Annotated in this window: 15 protein-coding genes and 2 pseudogenes; 9 read left to right on the plus strand and 8 right to left on the minus strand. The window is 70.7% G+C overall.

Features of this window, described 5'->3' with window-relative positions:
* The first annotated feature begins 38 nt into the window (after positions 1–38).
* A complete protein-coding gene (dnaE, locus tag AB0K35_RS18820) occupies positions 39–3569 on the plus strand; it encodes a DNA polymerase III subunit alpha (RefSeq protein WP_363886526.1) in 3531 nt (1176 codons plus the stop codon).
* A gap of 44 nt (positions 3570–3613) precedes the next feature.
* Here dnaE and abc-f read toward each other — a convergent pair whose 3' ends face one another.
* The 3 genes from abc-f to AB0K35_RS18835 all read right to left on the minus strand — a co-directional run bounded on the left by abc-f (position 3614) and on the right by AB0K35_RS18835 (position 7863).
* The gene (gene abc-f / locus AB0K35_RS18825) at positions 3614–5251 is read right to left on the minus strand and encodes a ribosomal protection-like ABC-F family protein (RefSeq protein WP_363886529.1); all 1638 of its coding nucleotides are present in this window, start codon (positions 5249–5251) and stop codon (positions 3614–3616) included.
* A gap of 333 nt (positions 5252–5584) precedes the next feature.
* The gene (locus AB0K35_RS18830) at positions 5585–6280 is read right to left on the minus strand and encodes a response regulator (protein ID WP_238670781.1); all 696 of its coding nucleotides are present in this window, start codon (positions 6278–6280) and stop codon (positions 5585–5587) included.
* Entirely contained in the window at positions 6277–7863 is a 1587-nt protein-coding gene (locus AB0K35_RS18835) for a sensor histidine kinase (protein WP_363886532.1), read from the minus strand. The genes AB0K35_RS18830 and AB0K35_RS18835 overlap by 4 nt, the downstream gene beginning before the upstream one ends.
* Before the next feature lie 97 nt (positions 7864–7960).
* Between AB0K35_RS18835 and AB0K35_RS18840 the strand changes: the two genes are divergently transcribed.
* Positions 7961–9343 carry a cation:dicarboxylase symporter family transporter gene (locus AB0K35_RS18840; protein WP_363886534.1) on the plus strand — a complete coding sequence of 461 codons (1383 nt, stop codon included), beginning with the start codon at positions 7961–7963 and terminating at the stop codon, positions 9341–9343.
* A gap of 322 nt (positions 9344–9665) precedes the next feature.
* Here AB0K35_RS18840 and AB0K35_RS18845 read toward each other — a convergent pair whose 3' ends face one another.
* The 3 genes and pseudogenes from AB0K35_RS18845 to AB0K35_RS18855 all read right to left on the minus strand — a co-directional run bounded on the left by AB0K35_RS18845 (position 9666) and on the right by AB0K35_RS18855 (position 10952).
* A complete protein-coding gene (locus AB0K35_RS18845; protein ID WP_363886582.1) occupies positions 9666–9842 on the minus strand; it encodes a hypothetical protein in 177 nt (58 codons plus the stop codon).
* Positions 9833–10258, minus strand: a pseudogene (locus AB0K35_RS18850) (DUF4231 domain-containing protein). Before AB0K35_RS18850 ends, AB0K35_RS18845 begins: the two are co-directional and overlap by 10 nt.
* Positions 10259–10355: 97 nt before the next feature.
* Positions 10356–10952 (minus strand): hypothetical protein, encoded by a 597-nt coding sequence (locus tag AB0K35_RS18855; RefSeq protein ID WP_363886536.1) that lies wholly within the window; start codon positions 10950–10952, stop codon positions 10356–10358.
* Between the two features lie 194 nt (positions 10953–11146).
* Between AB0K35_RS18855 and AB0K35_RS18860 the strand changes: the two are divergent.
* From AB0K35_RS18860 to AB0K35_RS18890, 7 genes and pseudogenes are all read left to right on the plus strand, one after another.
* Positions 11147–12763 (plus strand): annotated as a pseudogene (locus AB0K35_RS18860) (serine/threonine-protein kinase); the annotation flags it as partial.
* Positions 12764–12811: 48 nt separating this feature from the next.
* Positions 12812–13303: an RICIN domain-containing protein gene (locus AB0K35_RS18865; RefSeq protein WP_238670805.1), complete on the plus strand. Its 492-nt coding sequence runs from the start codon at positions 12812–12814 to the stop codon at positions 13301–13303.
* Positions 13304–13374: 71 nt separating this feature from the next.
* Positions 13375–14787: an FAD-dependent oxidoreductase gene (locus AB0K35_RS18870; protein WP_363886538.1), complete on the plus strand. Its 1413-nt coding sequence runs from the start codon at positions 13375–13377 to the stop codon at positions 14785–14787.
* An 87-nt stretch (positions 14788–14874) separates the two neighbouring features.
* Positions 14875–17064, plus strand: coding sequence for an FUSC family protein (locus AB0K35_RS18875; protein WP_363886540.1), 2190 nt, complete (start codon positions 14875–14877; stop codon positions 17062–17064).
* A gap of 87 nt (positions 17065–17151) precedes the next feature.
* Positions 17152–17760, plus strand: a complete 609-nt coding sequence (locus AB0K35_RS18880) for a permease-like cell division protein FtsX (RefSeq protein WP_363886541.1) — start codon at positions 17152–17154, stop codon at positions 17758–17760.
* Positions 17760–18296, plus strand: a complete 537-nt coding sequence (locus AB0K35_RS18885; RefSeq protein WP_363886544.1) for a SigE family RNA polymerase sigma factor — start codon at positions 17760–17762, stop codon at positions 18294–18296. Before AB0K35_RS18880 ends, AB0K35_RS18885 begins: the two co-directional genes overlap by 1 nt.
* Positions 18297–18357: 61 nt before the next feature.
* A complete protein-coding gene (locus tag AB0K35_RS18890; RefSeq protein ID WP_363886546.1) occupies positions 18358–19395 on the plus strand; it encodes an aminotransferase class V-fold PLP-dependent enzyme in 1038 nt (345 codons plus the stop codon).
* 47 nt (positions 19396–19442) lie between these two features.
* On the opposite strand, the gene AB0K35_RS18895 is transcribed toward AB0K35_RS18890, so the two are convergent.
* A complete protein-coding gene (locus AB0K35_RS18895; RefSeq protein WP_238670771.1) occupies positions 19443–19964 on the minus strand; it encodes a peptidoglycan-binding domain-containing protein in 522 nt (173 codons plus the stop codon).
* 86 nt (positions 19965–20050) lie between these two features.
* Positions 20051–21223, minus strand: coding sequence for an acyl-CoA dehydrogenase family protein (locus tag AB0K35_RS18900; protein WP_238670770.1), 1173 nt, complete (start codon positions 21221–21223; stop codon positions 20051–20053).
* Positions 21224–21257: the final 34 nt, after the last annotated feature.

Raw genomic sequence — 21257 nt, forward strand, 5'->3', positions numbered from 1 at the left:
CCGACCAACAAGATCCACACCGCCGGGGGGCGCCAGGCATGGCCGATTCGTTCGCGCATCTGCACGTGCACACGGAATACTCGATGCTCGACGGAGCGGCCCGCCTCAAGGACCTGTTCGCCGAGGCCAACCGGCTCGGCATGTCCGCCGTGGCGATCACCGACCACGGCAACATGCACGGCGCGAACGACTTCTACAACCAGGCGATGGCCGCCGGGATCACCCCGATCCTGGGCGTCGAGGCGTACGTGGCGCCGGAGTCGCGCTACCACAAGGCGCGGGTGAAGTGGGGTCGCCCGGAGCAGAAGAGCGACGACATCTCCGGTAACGGCGCGATCACCCACAAGACCATGTGGGCGAAGAACGCGCAGGGCCTGAAGAACCTGTTCACCCTCAACTCGCGCGCCTCCATGGAGGGGCACTACGTCAAGTGGCCCCGGATGGACATGGAGCTGATCGCCGAGCACGCCGAGGGGATCATGGCGACCACCGGCTGCCCGTCCGGCGCGGTCCAGACCCGGCTGCGGCTGGGCCAGTTCGACGAGGCACTCAAGGTCGCTGCCAGCTACCAGGACATCTTCGGCAAGGACAACTACTTCCTGGAGATCATGGATCACGGCCTCTCCATCGAGAGCCGGGTCCGCGAGGGGCTGACCGAGATCGCCCGCAAACTGGACATCCCGCCGGTGGTCACCAACGACTCGCACTACACCCACGAGGCGCAGGCCACCGCCCACGACGTGCTGCTCTGCGTGCAGACCGGCAGCAACATCGACGACCCGAACCGGTTCCGGTTCGAGGGCGGCGGCTACTTCATCAAGAGCGCCGACCAGATGCGCGCTGTGGACTCGTCCGAGCTGTGGCAGGAGGGCTGCCGCAACACACTGCTGGTCGCCGAGAAGGTCGACCCGAAGGGCATGTTCGAGTTCCACAACCTGATGCCGCGCTTCCCGGTGCCCGAGGGGGAGACCGAGGAGTCCTGGTTCCGCAAGGAGACCTTCGCCGGCCTGGCCCGCCGCTATCCGAACGGCATCCCCGAGGGGCACGTCGTCCAGGCCGAGTACGAGCTGGGCGTCATCAACCAGATGGGCTTCCCGTCCTACTTCCTGGTGGTCGCCGACTTCATCCAGTGGGCGAAGAACCAGGGCATCGCTGTGGGTCCGGGCCGTGGTTCGGCCGCCGGGTCGCTCGTCGCGTACGCGTTGGGCATCACCGACCTGGACCCGATCCAGCACGGCCTTATCTTCGAGCGGTTCCTCAACCCCGAGCGGGTCTCGATGCCGGATGTCGACATCGACTTCGACGAGCGTCGACGCGGTGAGGTGATCAAGTACGTCACCGACAAGTGGGGCGAGGACAAGGTCGCCCAGATCGCCACCTTCGGCACGATCAAGGCGAAGGCCGCGATCAAGGACTCCGCCCGGGTCCTCGGCTTCCCGTACGCGGTCGGCGACCGGATCACCAAGGCCATGCCACCGGCGGTGATGGGCAAGGACATCCCGCTCACCGGCATCTTCGACAACAAGCACCCCCGCTACGCCGAGGCGGGCGAGATCCGCGGCCTGTACGACTCCGACCCGGACGTCCGCAAGGTGATCGACACGGCCAAGGGCATCGAGGGGCTGATCCGCCAGACCGGTGTGCACGCCGCCGGCGTCATCATGTCCGCCGAGCCGATCATCGAGCACATCCCGCTGATGCGCCGCGACGCCGACGGCGCGATCATCACGCAGTTCGACTACCCGACCTGCGAGTCGCTCGGGCTGCTGAAGATGGACTTCCTCGGCCTGCGCAACCTGACGATCATCGACGACGCGGTCAAGAACATCGAGCTGAACCACGGCCGGAAGCTCGACCTGCTGGGCCTGCCGCTGGACGACAAGGCCGCGTACGAGCTGCTGGCCCGCGGTGACACCCTGGGCGTGTTCCAGCTCGACGGTGGGCCGATGCGGTCGCTGCTGCGGTTGATGAAGCCGGACAACTTCGAGGACATCTCGGCCGTCCTGGCCCTGTACCGGCCCGGCCCGATGGGCGTCGACTCGCACACCAACTATGCGCTGCGCAAGAACAAGCTCCAGGAGATCACGCCGATCCACCCGGAGCTGGAGGAGCCGCTGCGGGAGATCCTGGAGCCCACCCACGGCCTGATCGTCTACCAGGAGCAGGTGCAGCGCGCCGCGCAGATCCTCGCCGGCTACACCCTCGGTCAGGCGGACCTGCTGCGCCGGGCCATGGGTAAGAAGAAGAAGGAGATCCTCGACAAGGAGTTCATCCCGTTCCGGGACGGCTGCCGTGAGCGCGGCTACTCCGACGAGGCGATCCAGGCGGTGTGGGACGTCCTGGTGCCGTTCGCCGGCTACGCCTTCAACAAGGCGCACTCCGCCGCGTACGGCCTGGTCTCCTACTGGACCGCGTACCTGAAGGCGCACTATCCGGCCGAGTACATGGCCGGGCTGCTGACCAGCGTCGGCGACGACAAGGACAAGATGGCGCTCTACCTGGCCGAGTGCCGCCGGATGCGCATCCAGGTGCTGCCGCCGGACGTGAACACCTCGGCCGGGCCGTTCACCCCGGTCGGCAAGGACATCCGCTTCGGCCTCGCCGCCGTGCGCAACGTCGGCGCGAACGTCGTCGCCTCGATCATGCGGTGCCGGGAGGAGAAGGGCGACTACGCCGACTTCTACGACTTCCTGTCCAAGGTGGACGCTGTCGTCTGCAACAAGAAGACAATCGAATCGCTGATCAAGGCGGGTGCTTTCGACTCCCTCGACCACCCCCGCAAGGGCCTGCTCGCGGTGCACGCCGACGCCATCGACGCGTACGCGGATGTCAAGCGCAAGGAGGCGGTCGGCCAGTACGACCTGTTCGGCGCCGGCTTCGGTGACGCCGACACCGGCAGCACCACAGTGATGCCGACCATCGGCGACAGCGAGTGGGACAAGCGCGACAAGCTGGCCTTCGAGCGGGAGATGCTCGGCCTGTACGTCTCCGACCACCCGCTGTTCGGTCTGGAGCACATCCTCAACGCGGCGGCCGACACCACGATCGCCTCCCTGGCCGAGGAGGGCGGGGTGCCCGACGGGGCGGTCATCACCCTCGCCGGCATCCTCTCCGGAGTGCAGCGCCGGGTCACCAAGCAGGGCCGTGCCTGGGCGTCGGCCACCCTGGAGGACCTGGCCGGTGGGGTGGAGACCCTGTTCTTCCCCAACACCTACGAGGTGATCGGGCAGTACATCGCCGAGGACGCCATCGTGGTGGTCAAGGGGCGGGTGGACCGCCGCGACGACACCCCACGGATCATGGCGATGGACATGTCGATGCCGGACGTCAGCACCAGCGCCACGAACAAGCCGGTCACCCTCACCATCCCTGTGCACCGCTGCACACCACCGCTGGTGGAGAAACTCAAGGAAACCCTCGTGCTGCACCCCGGTGACACCGAGGTGCACGTCAAACTCCAGAACGGCGGGCGCACCACCACCCTGCGGCTGGGTCCGTTCCGGGTGGCGGCCACGACCGCGCTGATGGGTGACCTGAAGAGCGTCCTCGGCCCGGCCAACGTGAGCTGAGACCGCATCGGTCCGGCCGGCCTGCGCCGGCCGGACCGCCGGGCTCAGACCCGCTCGGGGGCGCTGATCTCGCGCAGCTTGCCGTCAGCCAACCGCAACCAACGCTGCACGCCGATCTCGGCGAGGAACCGTTCGTCGTGGCTGACCACCACGAACGCCCCCTGGTACGCCGACAGCGCGCTCTCCAACTGACCCACGCTGACCAGGTCCAGGTTGTTCGTCGGCTCGTCGAGCAGCAGCAGTTGCGGCGCCGGCTCGGCGCAGAGCACACAGGCGAGGGTGGCGCGCAGCCGTTCACCGCCGGAGAGCACCCCGACCGGCAGGTTCACCCGGGCACCCCGGAACAGGAACCGGGCGAGCAGGTTCATCCGCTTGGCGTCCGGCAGGCTCGGCGCGTACGCGGCGAAGTTCTCCGCCACAGTGCGGTCGAGGTCCAGCAGGTCCAGCCGCTGCGACAGGTACGCGATCCGCCCGTCGCCGCGCTTCAGCTCACCGCCGGACGGTTGCAGGTCACCGTTGACCAGGCGCAGCAGCGTCGACTTGCCGACGCCGTTAGCCCCGGTCAGGGCGATCCGCTCCGGCCCCCGGATCACCAGGTCGGCGCCGTCGCCGCCGAACAGCTCCCGGTCGTCGAAGTGGGCCCGCATGCCCTGGCCGGAGAAGACGGTGCGCCCGCCCGGGACTGTGGTGTCGGGCAGGTCCACGACGATGCGGTCCTCGTCGCGTACCGCCCGGCCGGCCTCGTCGAGTCGGGCCTTGGCCTGACCGAGCCGGGACGAGTGCGTCTCCTGCGCCTTGCCCGCCGACTCCTGCGCGCTGCGCTTGAGCCCACCGGCGACGATCCGGGCCAGGCCGGCGTTCTTCAGATTCTTGGAGGCGTTGCTGGCCCGCCGGTCGGCCCGTTCCCGAGCCTGCTGCATCTCCCGCTTCTCCCGTTTGACCTCCTGCTCGGCGTTGCGCAGGTTGCTCTCGGCCACCTCCCGCGCCGCGTGCACCGCCTCGGTGTACGCGGTGAAGTTGCCCCCGTACCAGCGGATCTCGCCCTGGTCCAGCTCGGCGATGCGGTCCATCCGGTCCAGCAGTTCCCGGTCGTGGCTGACCAGCAGCAGGCACCCGGACCACTCGGTGAGGACGTCGTAGAGCTTGTGCCGGGCCTCCAGGTCCAGGTTGTTCGTCGGCTCGTCGAGCAGCAGCACGTCCGGGCGGCGCAGCAGTTGCGCCGCCAGGCCGAGGGAGACCACCTGGCCGCCGCTGAGGGTGTGCAGCCGGCGGTCGAGCGACAGCTCACCCAGGCCGAGCCGGTCCAGCTCCGAGCGGGTGCGCTCCTCGATGTCCCAGTCATCGCCGATGGTGGCGAAGTGTTCCTCGCTGGCGTCGCCGGCCTCGATGGCGTGCAGCGCCGCGATCCGCTCGGCGACGCCCAGCACCTGCGCCACGCTCAGGTCGCCGACCAGCGGCAGCGTCTGCGGGAGGTAACCGAGCACACCGTCGACGGTGACGCTGCCGCCGCTGGGCCGCAGCTCCCCGGCGATCAGCCGCAGCAGTGTGCTCTTGCCGGCGCCGTTGGGCGCGACAAGGCCGGTGCGCCCGCCCGGGACGGTGAAGGACAGCTCCGAGAAGACCGGGGTGTCGTCCGGCCAGGAGAAGGACAGGTTCGAGCAGACAATGAAGGCATCAGACATGCGAGTGACCTCAAAAGGGTGGGGTGGGCGCGCCTCAGCCGCCCGACGACAACGGGAACCGGTGGAACGACGGCATGGCCTCGGCGGCTGCGCCTACGCGCGCCGAACCGATGGCCGAATACGTCCGGTCTCACCCGGAGATGTCGTCGTCACCCGCCATGTCTGGTCTCCCTGGTCGTACCGCTAACCCAACGCGCCAAGTCTAACAACGGATCTTCACCCCGCCACCAGGTTCCGCCCCATGCTGTCGATCATGGAGTTGTGGTGGACGATAAGTGCCTCGACGTACCTTTCGTCAGGCACCACAACTCCATGATCGACGGGTTTGGGCGTTCAGCGGGGGCGGTATTCGACCTCGGGGCGGCCGGGGGTGCCGTAGCGGGGGGTGCGGGCGGCCCGGTCGACAGTGACCAGGTACTCCAGGTAGCGGCGGGCCGTTACCCGGGAGATGCCGGTCAGCGCGCTCACCTCGGTCGCGGACAGCCCGACCCCGGCGCGGGTGCCGTCGGTGAGCGCGGCGCGTACCCGATCGAGGGTCTGCGCGTCGAGCCCCTTGGGCAGGCTGTGCCCGGCGGCGCCGCGCAGAGTGGCGAACATCTGGTCCACCTCGTGCTGGGCGGCGACCTCGCCGTCGGCGAGCGCCTGGGCCCGGTAGTCGGCGTAGCGCTCCAGCTTGTCGCGGAACGCGGCGAACGTGAACGGCTTGAGCAGGTAGTGCGTCACGCCGAGGGACACCGCGGTGCGTACCACCGCCAGGTCCCGAGCGGACGTCACCGCGAGCACGTCGACGCTGCTGCCGGCCGCGCGTAACGCCCGGCAGACGTCCAGGCCGTGCAGGTCCGGCAGCCGAAAATCAAGGAGTACGAGGTCCACGTCGCCGCCGCCGCCCGCGCGCAGGGCCGCCATCGCCGCCCGCGCGGTGTGCGCCACCCCGACCACCACGAAACCGGGAACCCGTTCGGTGTACGCGCTGTGCGCCTCGGCCAGCAGCGGCTCGTCCTCGACGACCAACACCCGGATGGCGGTCATGACCGCTCGATTCTGCTCGGCAGCCGGACGGTGAACAGGCTGCCGCCGTCGTCGGAGCGACACACCTCGGCGCTGCCACCGTGCCGGCGTACCACCTGCCCGACCAGCGCCAGACCGAGGCCCCGGCCGGTGCTCTTGGTGGACCAACCGCGCCGGAACGCGTCGGCGACCCGCTCCGGTGCCAGCCCGGGGCCGTTGTCGGCCACCCGGACCACCAGCTCGTCGTCGGTCGCGCCGACGAAGACCCGCACCCGGCGCGGCGCCGGCGTACCGGCCACCGCCTCCAGGGCGTTGTCGACCAGATTGCCGACCACTGTGAGCAGGTCACCGGTCGGCAGTGGACTGTCGTCGAGGCGGCAGTCCGGCTCGATGACCAGATCCACCCCGCGCTCGCCGGCCTGTGCGGACTTGCCGAGCAGCAGCGCGGCCAACGCCGGCTCGGTCACCGCACCGACCACCCGGTCGGTCAGCTGTTGGGCGAGGGCCAGGTCCCGGGTGCCGAGCCGGACGGCCTCGTCGGCGCGGCCCAGCTCCACCAGGGTCAGCACCGTGTGCAGCCGGTTGGCCGACTCGTGGGTCTGCGCCTGCAACGCCTCGGTCAACGCGCGCACCGAATCCAGCTCGCTGGCCAGGGTGCGCAGCTCGGTCTGGTCGCGCAGGGTCAGCACGGTGCCGAGCACCGCACCTTCGAAGCGGGTGGTCCGCTGGTTGGCGACGAGCACCCGGTCACCGGCGACGATCGGCTCGTCGCGGGCGTCGCGGCCGGAGTCGATCAGCTCGGCCGCCGCGGGCGGCAGGTCGATCCCGGCCACCGGCTGGTCGATCACCGGCGCGTCCGCGTCGAGCCCCAACAGCCGGCGGCCCTCGTCGTTCACGAGCGCCACCCGACGATCGGTGGTCAGCACGACGAGACCCTCCCGTACCGAGTGCAGAACGGCGTCGTAGTACTCGTACATCCGCGTCATCTGGGCCGGCCCCAGACCGTGCGTCTGGCGGCGGAGCCGGCGGCTGAGCAGCCAGGAGCCGGTCGCGGCGAGCGCCAGAGCCGGCGTGACGACACCGAACAGCACAGGCAACTGGCCGAGCAGCTTCTTGTCGATCTCACGGGTGGTGATGCCCACCGAGACCAGACCGACGAGGCGTCGCTGCTCGTCGTAGACCGGAACGACAGCGCGTACCGACTCGCCGAGCGTCCCGACGTTTGTGGTGGTGAACGCGCGGCCCGCCAGAGCGGGCCCGATCTCACCGACGAACGGCTCGCCGATCCGGTCCGGGGTCGGGTGCGAGAAACGGGTGCGGTCGGGGGCCATCACCACGACGAAGTCGGTGCCCGTTGCCTGCCGGGTCGATTCGGCGTACGGCTGGAGGACCCGCGCGGGGTCGACGGTGGTGAGGGCCCCGCGGACGTCGGGGGAGCCGGCCACTGTCTGCGCCACGGCGAGCACCTCGTCCTGTGCGGCCTGACGGGAGTCGCTGCGGGCCAGCCAGACGGCGCCCGCCGCCCCGGCCAGCACGAGCAGCGTCACCACCATCGCCTGGAGTGCGAAGAGTTGCCCCGCGATGCTCCACTGGCGTCGGGCCACCTCCACCACCTCCTCGTCGCGCCACCGTTCGCGCCACCGCGGTGAACAGAATGACCGCAAGGCTGTCAACGGGTGAGACGCGCTTCACATTGTCGACATGGACACCACCGCATCCGCCACCACCCCGGCACCGGCGGTCCGCCGGGACCGTACCCGTTACCTGTATCTGGCCGTCATCGTGGCCGTCGTCGCCGGCATTGTGGTCGGCCTGGTCGCCCCCGATTTCGGCAAGGAACTCAAGCCGATCGGCACCGGCTTCGTCAACCTGATCAAGATGATGATCAGCCCGGTCATCTTCTGCACCATCGTGCTCGGCGTCGGCTCCGTCCGTCAGGCCGCGAAGGTGGGCAAGGTCGGCGGCCTGGCCCTCGGCTACTTCCTGACCATGTCGACAGTCGCTCTCGCCATCGGCCTGGTCGTCGGCAACGTCATCCACCCCGGCTCCGGCCTGAACCTCGGCCCGGACCTCGCCGGCTCCGGCAAGGCCGCCGCCGGTGACGAGGCCGCCGGTACCGCTGACTTCCTGCTCGGGATCATCCCGACGACGCTGCTCTCCTCGCTCACCGAGGGCAAGGTGCTCCAGACGCTGCTGGTCGCCCTGCTGGTCGGCTTCGCCGTGCAGGCCATGGGTCGGCGGGGTGAGCCGGTACTCAGCGCCATCACCGTCATCCAGCGGGTCGTCTTCAAGGTTCTCGCCATGATCATGTGGCTGGCGCCGATCGGTGCGTTCGGCGCGATGGCCGCCGTGGTCGGCGCGACCGGCGTGGACGCCCTCAAGAGCCTCGCCCAGATCATGGTGGGCTTCTACGCCACCTGTCTGATCTTCGTGCTGGTGTTCCTGGGCGCGCTGCTGTGGTTCGTGGCCCGGATCTCGATCTTCTCGTTGCTGCGTTACCTGGGCCGTGAGTTCCTGCTGATCCTGTCGACCTCGTCGTCGGAGTCGGCGCTGCCGCGGCTGATCGCCAAGATGGAGCACTTCGGTGTGAGCAAGCCGGTCGTCGGCATCACGGTGCCGACCGGCTACTCGTTCAACCTGGACGGTACGGCGATCTACCTGACCATGGCGTCGCTGTTCATCGCCGACGCGTTGGGCAAGCCGCTGGCCGTCGGCGAGCAGATCTCGCTGCTGCTGTTCATGATCATCGCGTCGAAGGGCGCCGCCGGGGTCACCGGCGCCGGGCTGGCCACGCTGGCCGGCGGCCTCCAGTCGCACCGGCCGGACCTCGTCGACGGGGTCGGACTGATCGTCGGCATCGACCGGTTCATGTCGGAGGCGCGGGCGCTGACCAACTTCGCCGGCAACGCGGTGGCGACCGTACTGGTGGGAACCTGGACCGGCGAGTTCGACAGGGAGCGGGCGGCCGGTGTGCTGAGCGGCAATGACCCGTTCGACGAGGCCACGATGGTCGACGAGCACGACGACGAGGCGGCGTCCCGCCCCGACGAGAAGGAGGCCACGCCGGCCGGAGCCACGGTCTGAGCCCGGCCTGAGCCCCGGCCTGAGCCCCGGCCTGAGCCCCGGCCTGAGTCACGGGCCGGAGCCCCGGCCCGAGTCATGGCCTGAGTCACGGGCCGGAGCCCCGGCCCGAGTCATGGCCTGAGTCACGGGCCGGAGCCCCGGCCCGAGCCCCGGCCCGAGTCACGGCCCGAGTCACGGCCCGAGTCACGGCCCGAGTCACGGCATGGACCGGGGTCGCGGCGGCGCAACGCCGCGACCCCCTCCGGCGGTGATCCACTCCGCTTCCTGAAAGTCGGGGCATCCGAGCCACCGGGACACCGCGACGTCCTGAAAATCGAGTTGATCAGGGGGCGGTGGTCACCGCACCGTGTTGCCGTGTCTGCGTCCAGGCTGCGCCGGCCGCGACCGCTGCGGCGGCCACTCCGAGCAGGTCGAAGTCGGTCAGCCCGGCGGCCCTCGACACCGACACCGCCACCGCCACTGCCGCTGCCACTGCCACTGCCACTGCCACTATCTCCACCACGACCGACCATCGGGTCGCCTGCGCCGATTCGACAGCGATCGTTGGGCGTACCAGGCCCGTTGGGCCTCGAGACGGCCGGTCAGGTACGCGGCACGGCGCTCATCGAGGGAGGCGGCCCGCAGTCTCCGCATTCCTTGCGTGATCTGTGGCCCAGCCACCGCCGGGGCCGCCAACGAGGCGGCCGACATGTCTCGGGTCAGGCACAACAGTCGGTTGGTGAATTCCTCGGCGCTGTCGGAGTCGCTCCGGATGCGGGGAAATGGGTCAGCCGCGATGGTGAATCACCACGTGAGCGACTTGATGGATTCGGAGAGGGCTCTGCCGACGTACCACCGTTCATTGGGGCGATTGGTGAGGAGGAAGACCTCGGCGATCGCGGCCACCAGGAGCAGGGACAGCCGCAGCTCGACCACCGTTGGGGGGCGGACGACGATCCCGGCGAACAGCCGGTTCCTGGGCGGTGTAGGCGCTAGACCCAGCCGTCCACCCGGGCCGCCCGAGCGTGTGGGGCTAGGACGTGGCGGCCTTGTCGCAGGGGACGCCGATGCCGAGGTCGACGCTGTCGTTCTGGCCGTTCGACGTCACGATGAGCGGTACGCAGGCGGCCTGCGCGACCCAGGTGCCGCCGACGAAGGCCATCCACTGGGCCTGCCCACCCTCGGGTGTGCAGGCGTGCACTGTGACGGCCGCCGCGCGCGTGCCGGTGCCGCCCCAGCCGAGCCGGGCCCTGTCCTGCCAGCCCGCCGCCACCCGCAGGTCGACGACTGTGCCGGCGCGGACGATGAGCCCCCATTTGGCGAACAGTCGTGCCGCCGGCTCGGTCTCCCCGGAATCTTCCGCCGACATCACGGGGGCGTCGGGCACCGCCACGTCTTCGCCCACCAACCGGTAGCCCGCCGGCGGTGCTGCCAGCGTGTCGACAGATGGTGTGCACGGCGGCCCACCAGTGCTTGTGCTGGTCGTCGGCGCCGCGGGGTTGGCCGGCGGCGTGGTGTGCCGGCGTGGGTCACCTGGCGGTGTGCAGGCGGCCAGGACCACCGTCAGGCACAGGAAGCCCCACCCGGCCGTGGTCCGGACGCTCCGGCGTTCGGCGGAATTCGAATTCATTCGATATTAATAGCAGGTTACCGATATACGCGTCGGTAACGTTGCGGTGGGCGACAGTGCTCGTGCCGATAGTGGAGTTATGTCTCAATGAACGATCGGTCAGCAGTCGATCTTGCGTGTGACATATCCGACTACCGCTTTTCCAGCCCCCCACAGAAATTGGGCACGTAAACCTCGGCGGGTACCTTCCTTTCGTGCCAGACGCCTCTCGACAATTGATTGCCGACCGCTATCGGCTGGTCCGTCCGCTCGGCCAGGGCGGGATGGGCCGCGTGTGGCAGGCCCGCGACGAGATGCTCCAGCGCGACGTCGCCATCAAGGAGTTGGTGGCGCCGCCCGGCCTGCGTGACGACGAACGCCGCGAGATGCGCGAACGGTCCATGCGCGAGGCGCGGGCCGTCGCCCGCCTGGGCCACCCCAATGTGGTACGCGTCTTCGACGTGCTGCACGCGGGCGGCGACCCCTGGATCGTGATGGAACTCGTGCCGTCCCGGTCCCTGCAACAGGTGCTCGAAGCCGAAGGGTCGATGCCGGCGGACCGCGCCGCGCGGATCGGGCTCGGCATCCTGGGTGCGCTGCGCGCCGCACACCGGGCTGGCGTGCTGCACCGGGACGTCAAGCCGGCCAACGTGCTGCTCGGCGACGACGGCCGGGTGGTGCTGACCGACTTCGGTCTGGCCACCCTCCCCGGCGACCCACGGATGACCCAGACCGGGATGGTGCTCGGCTCGCCGGCTTTCCTCGCGCCCGAGCGGGCCACCGACGGCGACGTGGGACCGGCGGCCGACCTGTGGTCGCTCGGCGCCACCCTCTACGCGGCGGTCGAGGGACGCACCCCGTACCACCGCTCGTCGCCGATCGCCACGCTGGCAGCCCTCGCCACCGAGCCGCCACCGCCGGCACAACGAGCAGGTCGGCTGACCCCGCTCCTGGAAGGACTGCTGCGCCGTGAGCCGGATCAGCGGATCAGCGCCGATGAGGCGGATCGTCTCCTGCGGGAGGCCACCGCCCCGGACGTGCCAGCCGCCGAGGTGAGCACCACCGGTGGCGGGCCGTTGACCCGGATCACCGCCACGACCGCCACCGCCGACGATGGGCCCCGTCCGACGATCGTGCCCGAGTTCGTCGCCGCCGAGCCCGGTCCCCCCGCCGCGCCGGCCGTCCCCGCCGCGCCGGGTTCCGGGTCGGGGCGCAAGCGTCGGGCTCGGCTGATCGGGTCGATCGGGGCCGCCGCGCTGCTGGTCGTCCTGCTGGTCACCGCGTCCCTGCTGAACGCCGGGCTTTTCGGTGGCGTGGGTGACGGCGGAGTGGCGGCACCGCCAGTGAACCCGTCGCCGATCGCCGAGACGCCGGTGTCCAGGGTGCTGCCACCGGCGCCCGCGGGTTGGCGCTACTACCGTGACGATCCCCGTTTCCTCGTACCGGTGCCGGACGGCTGGCAGGCGCGGCGCGACGGTGAGCGCGCCGCGTTCCGGGAGCCGGACGGCAGCCGCGTGCTCGTCGTCGACGAGCTCCGGTCCATCCCAGCGGACCTGGTCGCCGAGTTGCGGGAGCGGGAGGGGGCGCAACGCGGGCGGTACGCCGACTACCGGCAGGTGCGGCTCGGCGCGTTGCGCTACCAGTTGCGGGCAGCCGAATGGGAGTGGGCGTACACCGACGAGGACGGCACGCCGATGCACACGTTGAGCCGTGTCTTCGTCGGCCACAACGGGCACGCGTACTCGATCGACTGGACCACCTCCGCCGCCGAATGGTCCGCGAGCGCGGCCGTCCTGGCGCTGATCACCGATGGTTTCCAGGGCCTGCCGGTCGCCGGTGTCCCGCCGTCCCGACCCGCCGGACCGCCACCGTCGGCGAGCGTGGGGCCGCCGTCGCCAGGGACGGGCAGCGGCACGACGACCGGCCCGGGGGATCCGACGCACCAACCGGCTGCCCCGCCGCCGTCCCCCACGCCGGGCAGCACGCCCGCCGGGAAGCAGATCTCCAGTTTCGCCAGTGACCGTTGCATCGACATCCCGGACGGCAACGCCGTCGCCGGTGTGCGGCTGCAGATCTGGGACTGTCGGCGGACCGCGAAGCAGCTGTGGACCTTCCCGGCGGACGGCACCGTCCGTTCGATGGGCAAGTGCCTGGATGTCGCAGGCCACTCCACAGAGGACGGCGCTGCCGTCCAACTCGCCGAGTGTTCCGGCGCGGCGTCGCAGAGGTTCACCCTCAACAAGGCGTACGACCTGGTGAACACCAGGGCGGACAGGTGCGTCGACGTGCTCGACTCGAACCCCGACAACGGTGCGCGGCTGCAGATCTGGCAGTGCAGCGGCAACGCCAACCAGAAGTGGCGTGCCAACTGAGCGCTGACGGCACGGCTGAGGTGGTTACGGTCGTGGATGCCGAGGTTCCCGACCGTTCGAGGAGTGATCGCATGCCCCCCTCTCCGTCCCGGCTCTTCGCCGAGATAGCGACGGCCGAACCACCCGCCGAGACCAGAGTGGTCATGCGACGGGCGGTGGTGCTCGGTGGCAGCATGGCCGGGTTGCTGGCGGCTCGGGTGTTGAGCGACCACGCCGAGGAAGTGCTGATCGTCGAACGGGATCCGTCCGATGTCGGAGCCGGTCCACGGCCGGGCGTGCCCCAGGGCAGTCAGGTGCACGCGCTGCTGCCCGCCGGTCAGGTCCAGTTGGAGCGTTGGTTTCCCGGCATCGCCGACGAGGCGCTGACGCTCGGCGCCCCGCCGCCACCGCGTGACCCGGGCACGGCGAAGGTGTTCGTGAACGGCATGTTGGGTCTGCCGCCCGCGGCGACCGGCACCGGGCCGGCGCTGATCACCACGCGTCCGTTCCTGGAGGCGCTGGTCCGCCGACGCACCCTCGCCATCGACAACGTCCGCATGGTGTACGGCCGGGCGGAGGGTCTGCTCTTCGACCAGCGGCGGGTCAAAGCCGCCCGCTACGTGCCCGAGGGTGGCACCGAGCCCGTCGTCGCGGCGGCGGACCTGGTGGTCGACGCGATGGGGCGGTCCAGCCGGTTGAGCGACTGGCTGGCCGAACACGGGTGGCCGCGCCCGCCGTTGCACCGCATGCCGATCAAGCTGAACTACGCCACGGCGCTCTTCACCCGCGACGAGAAGGTCAGCGACGCCTGGGTGGCGGTGTTCCACACCATGGCGGGCAAGGGGCGCACCGCCCGGATCGGTGGGATCAACTCGGTCGAGGGGGACCGCTGGATCATACTGGTGGCCGGCTACGACGGTGACCGGCCCAGCCGCGACGTCGCCGACTTCACCGCCCGTTGCCGGGAGCACTATCCGCAGATGTTCGGCGACATCGCCGAACACGGGGAGATGCTCGGCGGGGTGGTCACGTACCACCAGGCGGACAGCCGACGCCGTGACTTCCACAAGCTCGACCGTCTGCCCGCCGGGTTGGTCGCCGCCGGCGACGCCGTCGCCTCCTTCAACCCGGTGTACGGCCAGGGCATGACCTCCGCGGCACTGCACGCCTCCTGCCTGTCGAAGTACCTGCGCTCCGGTCCGAAGCCGCACGACGAGCCCGCGCACGCGTACTTCGACCAGGTCCGCGTGGTGGTCGACGCCGCCTGGCAGATCTCCACCACCGCCGACATCGAGCTGCCGCACGTCGACGGGCCGTACCCGCCCGGTTACAAGGTCACCAAGTGGTTCGGGGACCTGCTCTTCCGGGCGTCGCTGACCGACCCGGTGCTCAACGCCCGGCTGGGTCGGGTCACCACAATGCTCGACCACCCGGCCGCCCTGAGCCGCCCCGGCACCCTGTTCCGGGCCATCCGGCTCGGCCTGCTCGGCGGCTCCCGGCGGTGATTCGTCGGCAAACCCGCCGCTCACCGCGGGGTGCGGTGGAGAATGGTGGGCCGGGGAGGGGTGCTGCGACGAACCGGGGGAGCGGTCGTGCTCGGAACCAGCCTCCTTGGCCGGCTTCGCCGCCGTGACCCGGGTGACGCCATCCTGCGACGCGCGGCCCGGCTGACGCTCGTCGCGTCAGTCGTCTTCTACGGCTGCCGGTACGGCGCGGGCAGCTCGACGCTCGCCACGTACGCGTTGTTCGGCACCATCGCCGCCGGGTCGTTCGCCCAGCTACCCGGTCCGGCGCCGCAACGTGCGCGGATCCTCGTGCTGTCGCTGCCGGTGGTGTGGGCGCTGATCGCGGTGGGCTCGCTGTTGGCCTGGAGCACCTGGGCGGCGGCCGGTGGCATGCTGGTCGTCGGTTTCGTGGTGGCGTTCGCCGGGGTCGGCAACCCGCGCCTGGTGGGGTTGGCCAGCGCGTTCCAGCTCTTCTACATCCTGGCGTCGTTCCCGCCGTACCAGCCGGGCACCCTGCCGCAGCGACTCGGTGGGGTGACCCTCGCCGTCGTGCTGCTCGCCGCGGCCGAGGTGTTTCTCTGGCCCGACCCGGTGCCGGTCTCCTACCGGCAGCGCCTGGCCGAGGCGGCGGACGGCATCGCCGCCTTCCTCGACGTCGCCGCCGAGCGGTTGACCGACCCGCACACCGCTGTGGGCGATCGGGACGCGCGGCGCGAGCGGGCGTACGACGTGGTGGCGGCGATCGAGCTGAACCGAAGCCCTCCGGCGTGGGCGCCCACCGCGGCGGGCGCTCAGGATCGGGCGTTGCGGATCTGCGCGGCCGCGTTACGGGAGGTGCTCGCCGAGGCGGACCGGCTGGCGGCGGACGCCCCGCCGGAGCCGATCCCGGACCTGGCGGCGGCGCGTCTGCTGCGCTCCTGCGCGAACACCACCCGCGCGGCCGGCCGGAGCCTGTCGCCGGGTGCCCCGGCGGTGGCCCCGGCTGACCTGGACGTGGCGGTCGGACGAGCCGAGGCGGCGTACCCGGTGGGATCCGGCCAGGTCCGCGACGCGCCGGACGTACCCCGGTTGTGCCGGGACGCGACAGCGCTGGCCCTCGCGGACCAGGTGCGGGTCTTCGTCGTCGGTTCCCGGGTGGCGACCGGGGCGCGCCTCGGCGGCGGTGACGCATCCTCGGAGCTGTTCGCCTACGCCCGGCGCAGCCCATGGATGCTGTACTGGTGGCAGTTCCGCTCCCACCTGGCGCCGCGCTCGGCCCACCTGCACAGCTCGCTGCGGCTGGCCGTGGCGCTCGCCATCGCCCGGGTGGCCGCCGGGGTGTTGCAGCTGACCCACGGCTTCTGGGTGCTGCTGGCCACCCTCACGGTTCTGCGCACGTCCGCCGCCGACACCCGCACGGCGCTGCGGCCGGCCGTGCTGGGCACCATCGTCGGCGCGATCGTCAGCGGCGGGGTGATGCTCGTCGTCGACGAGCCGATCGTGTACGCGGTCGTCCTGCCTGTCACCCTGCTGCTGGCGTTCGGCGTCGGCCGCCTGCTCGGTCCGGTGTGGCAGCAGGCGCTGTTCACAGTGCTGCTGACAGTCGTCTTCGCCCAACTCAGCCCGGAAGGGTGGCGGCTCGCCGAGGCCCGCCTCGTCGACGTGCTGCTCGGCGCGGTGATCGGCGTGCTCGCCGGTGTGGCGATCTGGCCGCGCGGCGCGGGCCACGACCTGCGGCACAACGCCACCCGCTACCTGGCGGCCAGCGCGGACGCCGTCGAACAGACTGTCCAGTCCATGCTCGGTGATGCTCCGCCACCAGCGGGAGCCCTCAGCCGGGTACGGCACCGGATGGTCCTGATCGACTCGTCGTACTGCCAGTACCACTCGGAGCGGCACGATCCGCACCGTCAACAGGTGAACTGGGACGCCGTGCTGAGCGCCGGGCACCATGTCGTGCCCGGCGCGGAGTCGCTGCTGCGCCGCAACCCGCCCGGCTGCCTCGCCGGTTGGCCCGGCGCGGCGGCGCTGCTGCGGGACTCCACCGGGCGCCTGCGGTCGGCGTACGACGCCCTCGCCGACGAGGTCGCCCACGGCCGGACACCGGAGCGGACGCCGGTCCCGACCACCTGTGTCGACCAGTTGGACCGGATCCGCCCGATCCTCGGCGAGGCAGACCATCGGTCGGTCCGGCACCTGGTGGAGGTCGACAGGTGGCTCGCCGGCCTCGCCGACAGCCTCGCCCGGATCCCAGTGCCCGCTGCCGACGAGTCGGTCGGGCGCCGACGGCGGCCGTGACACCGGTGCCGCCGGCGTCGATGTGACCGATCCGGTGCCCCAACCAGTCATGACCTGTGGAAGCCCACCGGGGCCACGGGAGGAAACATGGATCAGAACCTACGGGTGCTCTTCGACCGCGCCGTCGCCGACGAGCCGGCACTGCCCCTGGTCGACCTGGTCGGTGACGCGGTGGCCGCCGGCACCGGCCTGCGTCGACGGCGGCAACGGCTGGTGGCGACAGGTGTCGCCGCCGTGATCGCCGTCGCGGCGGTGGGGGCGGTGAACGTGGCGACACCGCCGCAACGATCGGCGCCGCCACCAACGGTGTCGGCAGCGTTCGGCATGCTCGTGAACAGGGCATGCCACGCGCCCGCTGACGAGACCGCGACCGACGCTGCGGTCTACCTTGCTCCCGAGATCACCGCCCAGCAGCGCGGCGTGATCAACCGCGCGCTGGACGCGGATCCGGCGGTCGGGACAGTGGCGTATGAGAGCCGCGAACAGGCGCTGGAGAAGTTCAAGAAGCTGTACGCGGACGCTCCCGAACTTGTCGACAACATCGTGTCCAGCCAACTGCCGGAGTCATTCCGGATCACGCTCGTCGTGCGGTCGAGGTACGCGGAGCTGGCTGAGCGCGTCGAACGCCTGGACGGGGTCGACGAGATCATCGGCATCGACTGCCCGGCCGGCACGAGCGCGTCGGCGGTCGACTGATGGCGGCTTCCCGCTGGGGCGCGGTTCGACGGCGTGAGCAGACCGCCCAGCAGGCGGAGTTCAGCGCCTTCGTCGAGACCACCGCACCGAGGCTGCGGCGTACCGCCTACCTGATGTGTCGCGACTGGCACCTCGCCCAGGACCTGACCCAGACGACCTTCGCGAAGATGTACGCGAACTGGGGCCGGATCCGGCACACCGCGAACCTCGAGGCGTACAGCCGTCGGGTCCTCATGAACGCCGTCTTCGACCAGAACAAGCGGCGCAGCACCGCCGAGGTCGTGCTCGCCGAGCTGCCCGAGGGGTCGCCGCAACGGCCCGACGACACCACGGAGCTGCACGTCGTCCTGCTCCAGGCGTTGGCCACCCTGCCGATCCGCGATCAGGCCATCGTGGTGCTCCGGCACTGGGAGGATCAGAGCGTCGAGGCGGTCGCCAGCACCCTCGACGTCTCCGTGTCGGTGGTCAAGATGCAGAACGCCCGCGCGTTGACCAGGCTGCGGGCGTTGCTCGGTCAGGACTTCGTCCGCATCTGACAGGCCGCCGATCGCCGATTGGCAGTGCCCGTCGCGCGTCGTTCGGCCTAGCGTCGACGGCATGGAGATCGAGCAGGCGCAGAAGCTCTGGCAGCCGGAGCCTGGCTGGTTGAACACCGCCAGTTACGGGTTGCCGCCGGAGCCGGCGTGGGCGGCGTTGCAGGAGGCTCTCGCCCTCTGGCGGGTTGGTAGTACGTCGTGGGAGGGCTGGGGCGAGTCGACGAGCCGGGCTCGTGTCACCTTCGCGGGCCTCATCGGGGTACCGGTCGGTGACGTGGCGGTCGGCGCGGCGGTGTCCCAGCTCTTCGCGCCGGTCGCGGCGGCGCTGCCCGCCGGAGCCACTGTGGTGGTCCCCGAGGTCGAGTTCACCTCGAATCTCTTCCCGTGGCTGGTTCAGCAGGAGCGTGGCGTCACGGTCCGCACCGTGCCGCTGGAGTCGCTGGTCGACGCCATCGACGCCGACACCGACCTGGTGGCGTTCAGCCTGGTGCAGTCGGCCGACGGGGCGGTGGCGGCGTACGACGAGATCGTCGCCGCGGCCCGCGCCCACGACGCGCTGGTGGCAGTGGACGCGACCCAGGCGTGCGGCTGGCTGCCGTTCGACGGCAGCCGGGCCGACGCGGTGGCGGTGGGCGGCTACAAGTGGCTGATGAATCCGCGCGGGACCGCGTACGCCTATCTGGCCCCCGGGCTGCGCGAGCGGCTGCGTCCCGACGCGGCCGGCTGGTACGCGGGCCGCGACCCGCACGCCTCCTACTACGGACCGCCGCTGCGGTTGGCCGACGACGCCCGCCGGTTCGACATCTCACCGGCCTGGTTCAGCTGGGTCGGTGCGGCACCCGCCCTGGAGGTGGTCGCCGAGATCGGCGTGCCGGCGATCGGGGCGCACAACGTGGCGTTGGCCAACCGGTTCCTGACCGGGCTGGGCCGGGCACCGGGGGAGAGCGCCATCGTCAGCGTGGACGTGCCGGACGCGGAGCAGCGCCTCGCGGCGGCCGGCATCCGGGCGGCGGTGCGCGCCGGACGGGTCCGGGCCTCGTTCCACATCTACTCCACCGAGGCCGACGTGGACGCCGCGCTGACGGCGTTGACCGGCTGACCCGTCGCCGAGGACGGCCGGCGCGCAGCCGGCCGTCCTCGACGGCATCACGAGCAGACGCTGAAGGTCGCCGCCGTGTACGAGAGGGTTCGCCACTCCAGGTCGACCCCGAGGCTCATGTCCCACGTGCCGTCGGCGAGGCGGCCGAAGTGAAGGATGTTGGTGCCGGCCCCGTCGTAGTAGAACCAGCCCTCGCCCTCGTACACGGCGAGTCGGGTCGCCGCCCTGGCCAGCGTCCGGGGGCCGACGACGCCGTCACCGACGAGGCCCCGGGCGGTCTGCCACTTCTTCGTGGCGGCGGTCGTCCCCGGCCCGAACCGGCAGTCGACGCCCGAGCGGGCGAGGTAACCATCCGCCCAGAGGATCAACTGCCACATCGCGACGACGTTGTTGTACGAGCGGGTCGTCGCCGAGATCGGGCCCTCGTCGCCCCAGTCGTCCGTCCAGGTGCCCGAGCCCATGACGTACCCCTGGCTGACGTTGGCCGATGCCGGCGCGGCCGGGATGGCGACGGCGCCGACCGTGGCGACGACGATCGCCGTCGCCACGGCCCTGATTCGTAGGTGCATGGAACATCCCCCTTTGGCTGAGTGGCAGCTGTCATGGGGGTAGATGGCCGGCGGGCCCACTTTGTTCACCAGGGGCGGACACGATGTCAGGCCAGGTGGCCACCGATCTTCGTGTAGCCGCGCAGCAGGTCCCGCGAGATGATCAGCCGTTGCATCTCGTCGGTGCCCTCGAAGATCCGGTAGAGCCGGACCTGCCGGTACCAGCGTTCGATCGGCAGCTCTCGGGTGTAGCCCATGCCGCCGTGGATCTGGAGCACCCGGTCGACCACCCTGTTGACCATGCCGGCGCCGTAGAGCTTGCCCATGGACGAGGCGTGCCGGGGGTCCAGGCCCGCGTCGACGGTCCACGCCGAGCGCAGCACCAGCCAGCGGGCCGCCTCCAGCTCCGTCTCGGAGTCGGCGATCATCCACTGGATGGCCTGGTTGGTGCCGATCTTCGTGCCGAAGGTCTCCCGGGTGTTCGCGTACTCGATGGCCATCTGCAACACCCGCTCGGCGATGCCGATGGCGTGCGACGGGATGGTGTAGCGCCCCTTGCCGATCCACTCCATGCCGAGCGTGAAGCCCTGCCCGATCTCACCGAGGATGTTGCGGTGCGGCACGCGTACGCCGTCGAAGATGAGGGACGCGGGCCCGCCCTCGCCCATCGTCTGGATGAACTCCGAGCGCCAGCCCATCGACCGGTCCACCAGGAACGCTGTGGCGCCGCCGTTGCGGGCGCCCTTCTCCCGGTCGGTCACGGCCACCACGATGGCGAAGTCGGCGTCGTGACCGCCGGTGATGAAGGTCTTCTCACCGTCGAGGATCCAGTCGTCGCCGTCACGGCGGGCGGACAGCCTGATGTTGGCGGCGTCGGATCCGGCGCCCGGCTCGGTGATCGCGAAGCAGGAGCGTCGCTCGCCCTCGATGGTCGGGATGAGGAACTCCCGCTTCTGCTCTTCGGTGGCGTGGAACAGGATGTTGTCCGCCTCGCCGCCGAAGCGGAACGGCACGAACGTGCGGCCCAGCTCGGTCCAGATCAACGACTGGAGTACGGCTGGCAGGTTCATCCCGCCGTACTCCTCCGGGGTGGCCAGGCCCCAGAAGCCGAACTTACGCGCCTTGAGTTGCAGTTCGCGCACCTCGGAGTGGTCGAGGCCCGGCTGGTGCGCCCGTTCCCGGCGGAGCACCTCCGCTTCCAGGGGCATCACCTCGCGGGTGATGAACGCGCGCACGGTGTCCCGGACGGCGCGTTCCTCGTCGGACAGTGCGAAGTCCACGGTTCCCCCTCGGTCGGCGTGGTGGTGCGCCGCC

Source organism: Micromonospora sp. NPDC053740 (assembly GCF_040677775.1).
Classification (GTDB): Bacteria; Actinomycetota; Actinomycetes; order Mycobacteriales; family Micromonosporaceae; genus Micromonospora; species Micromonospora alfalfae.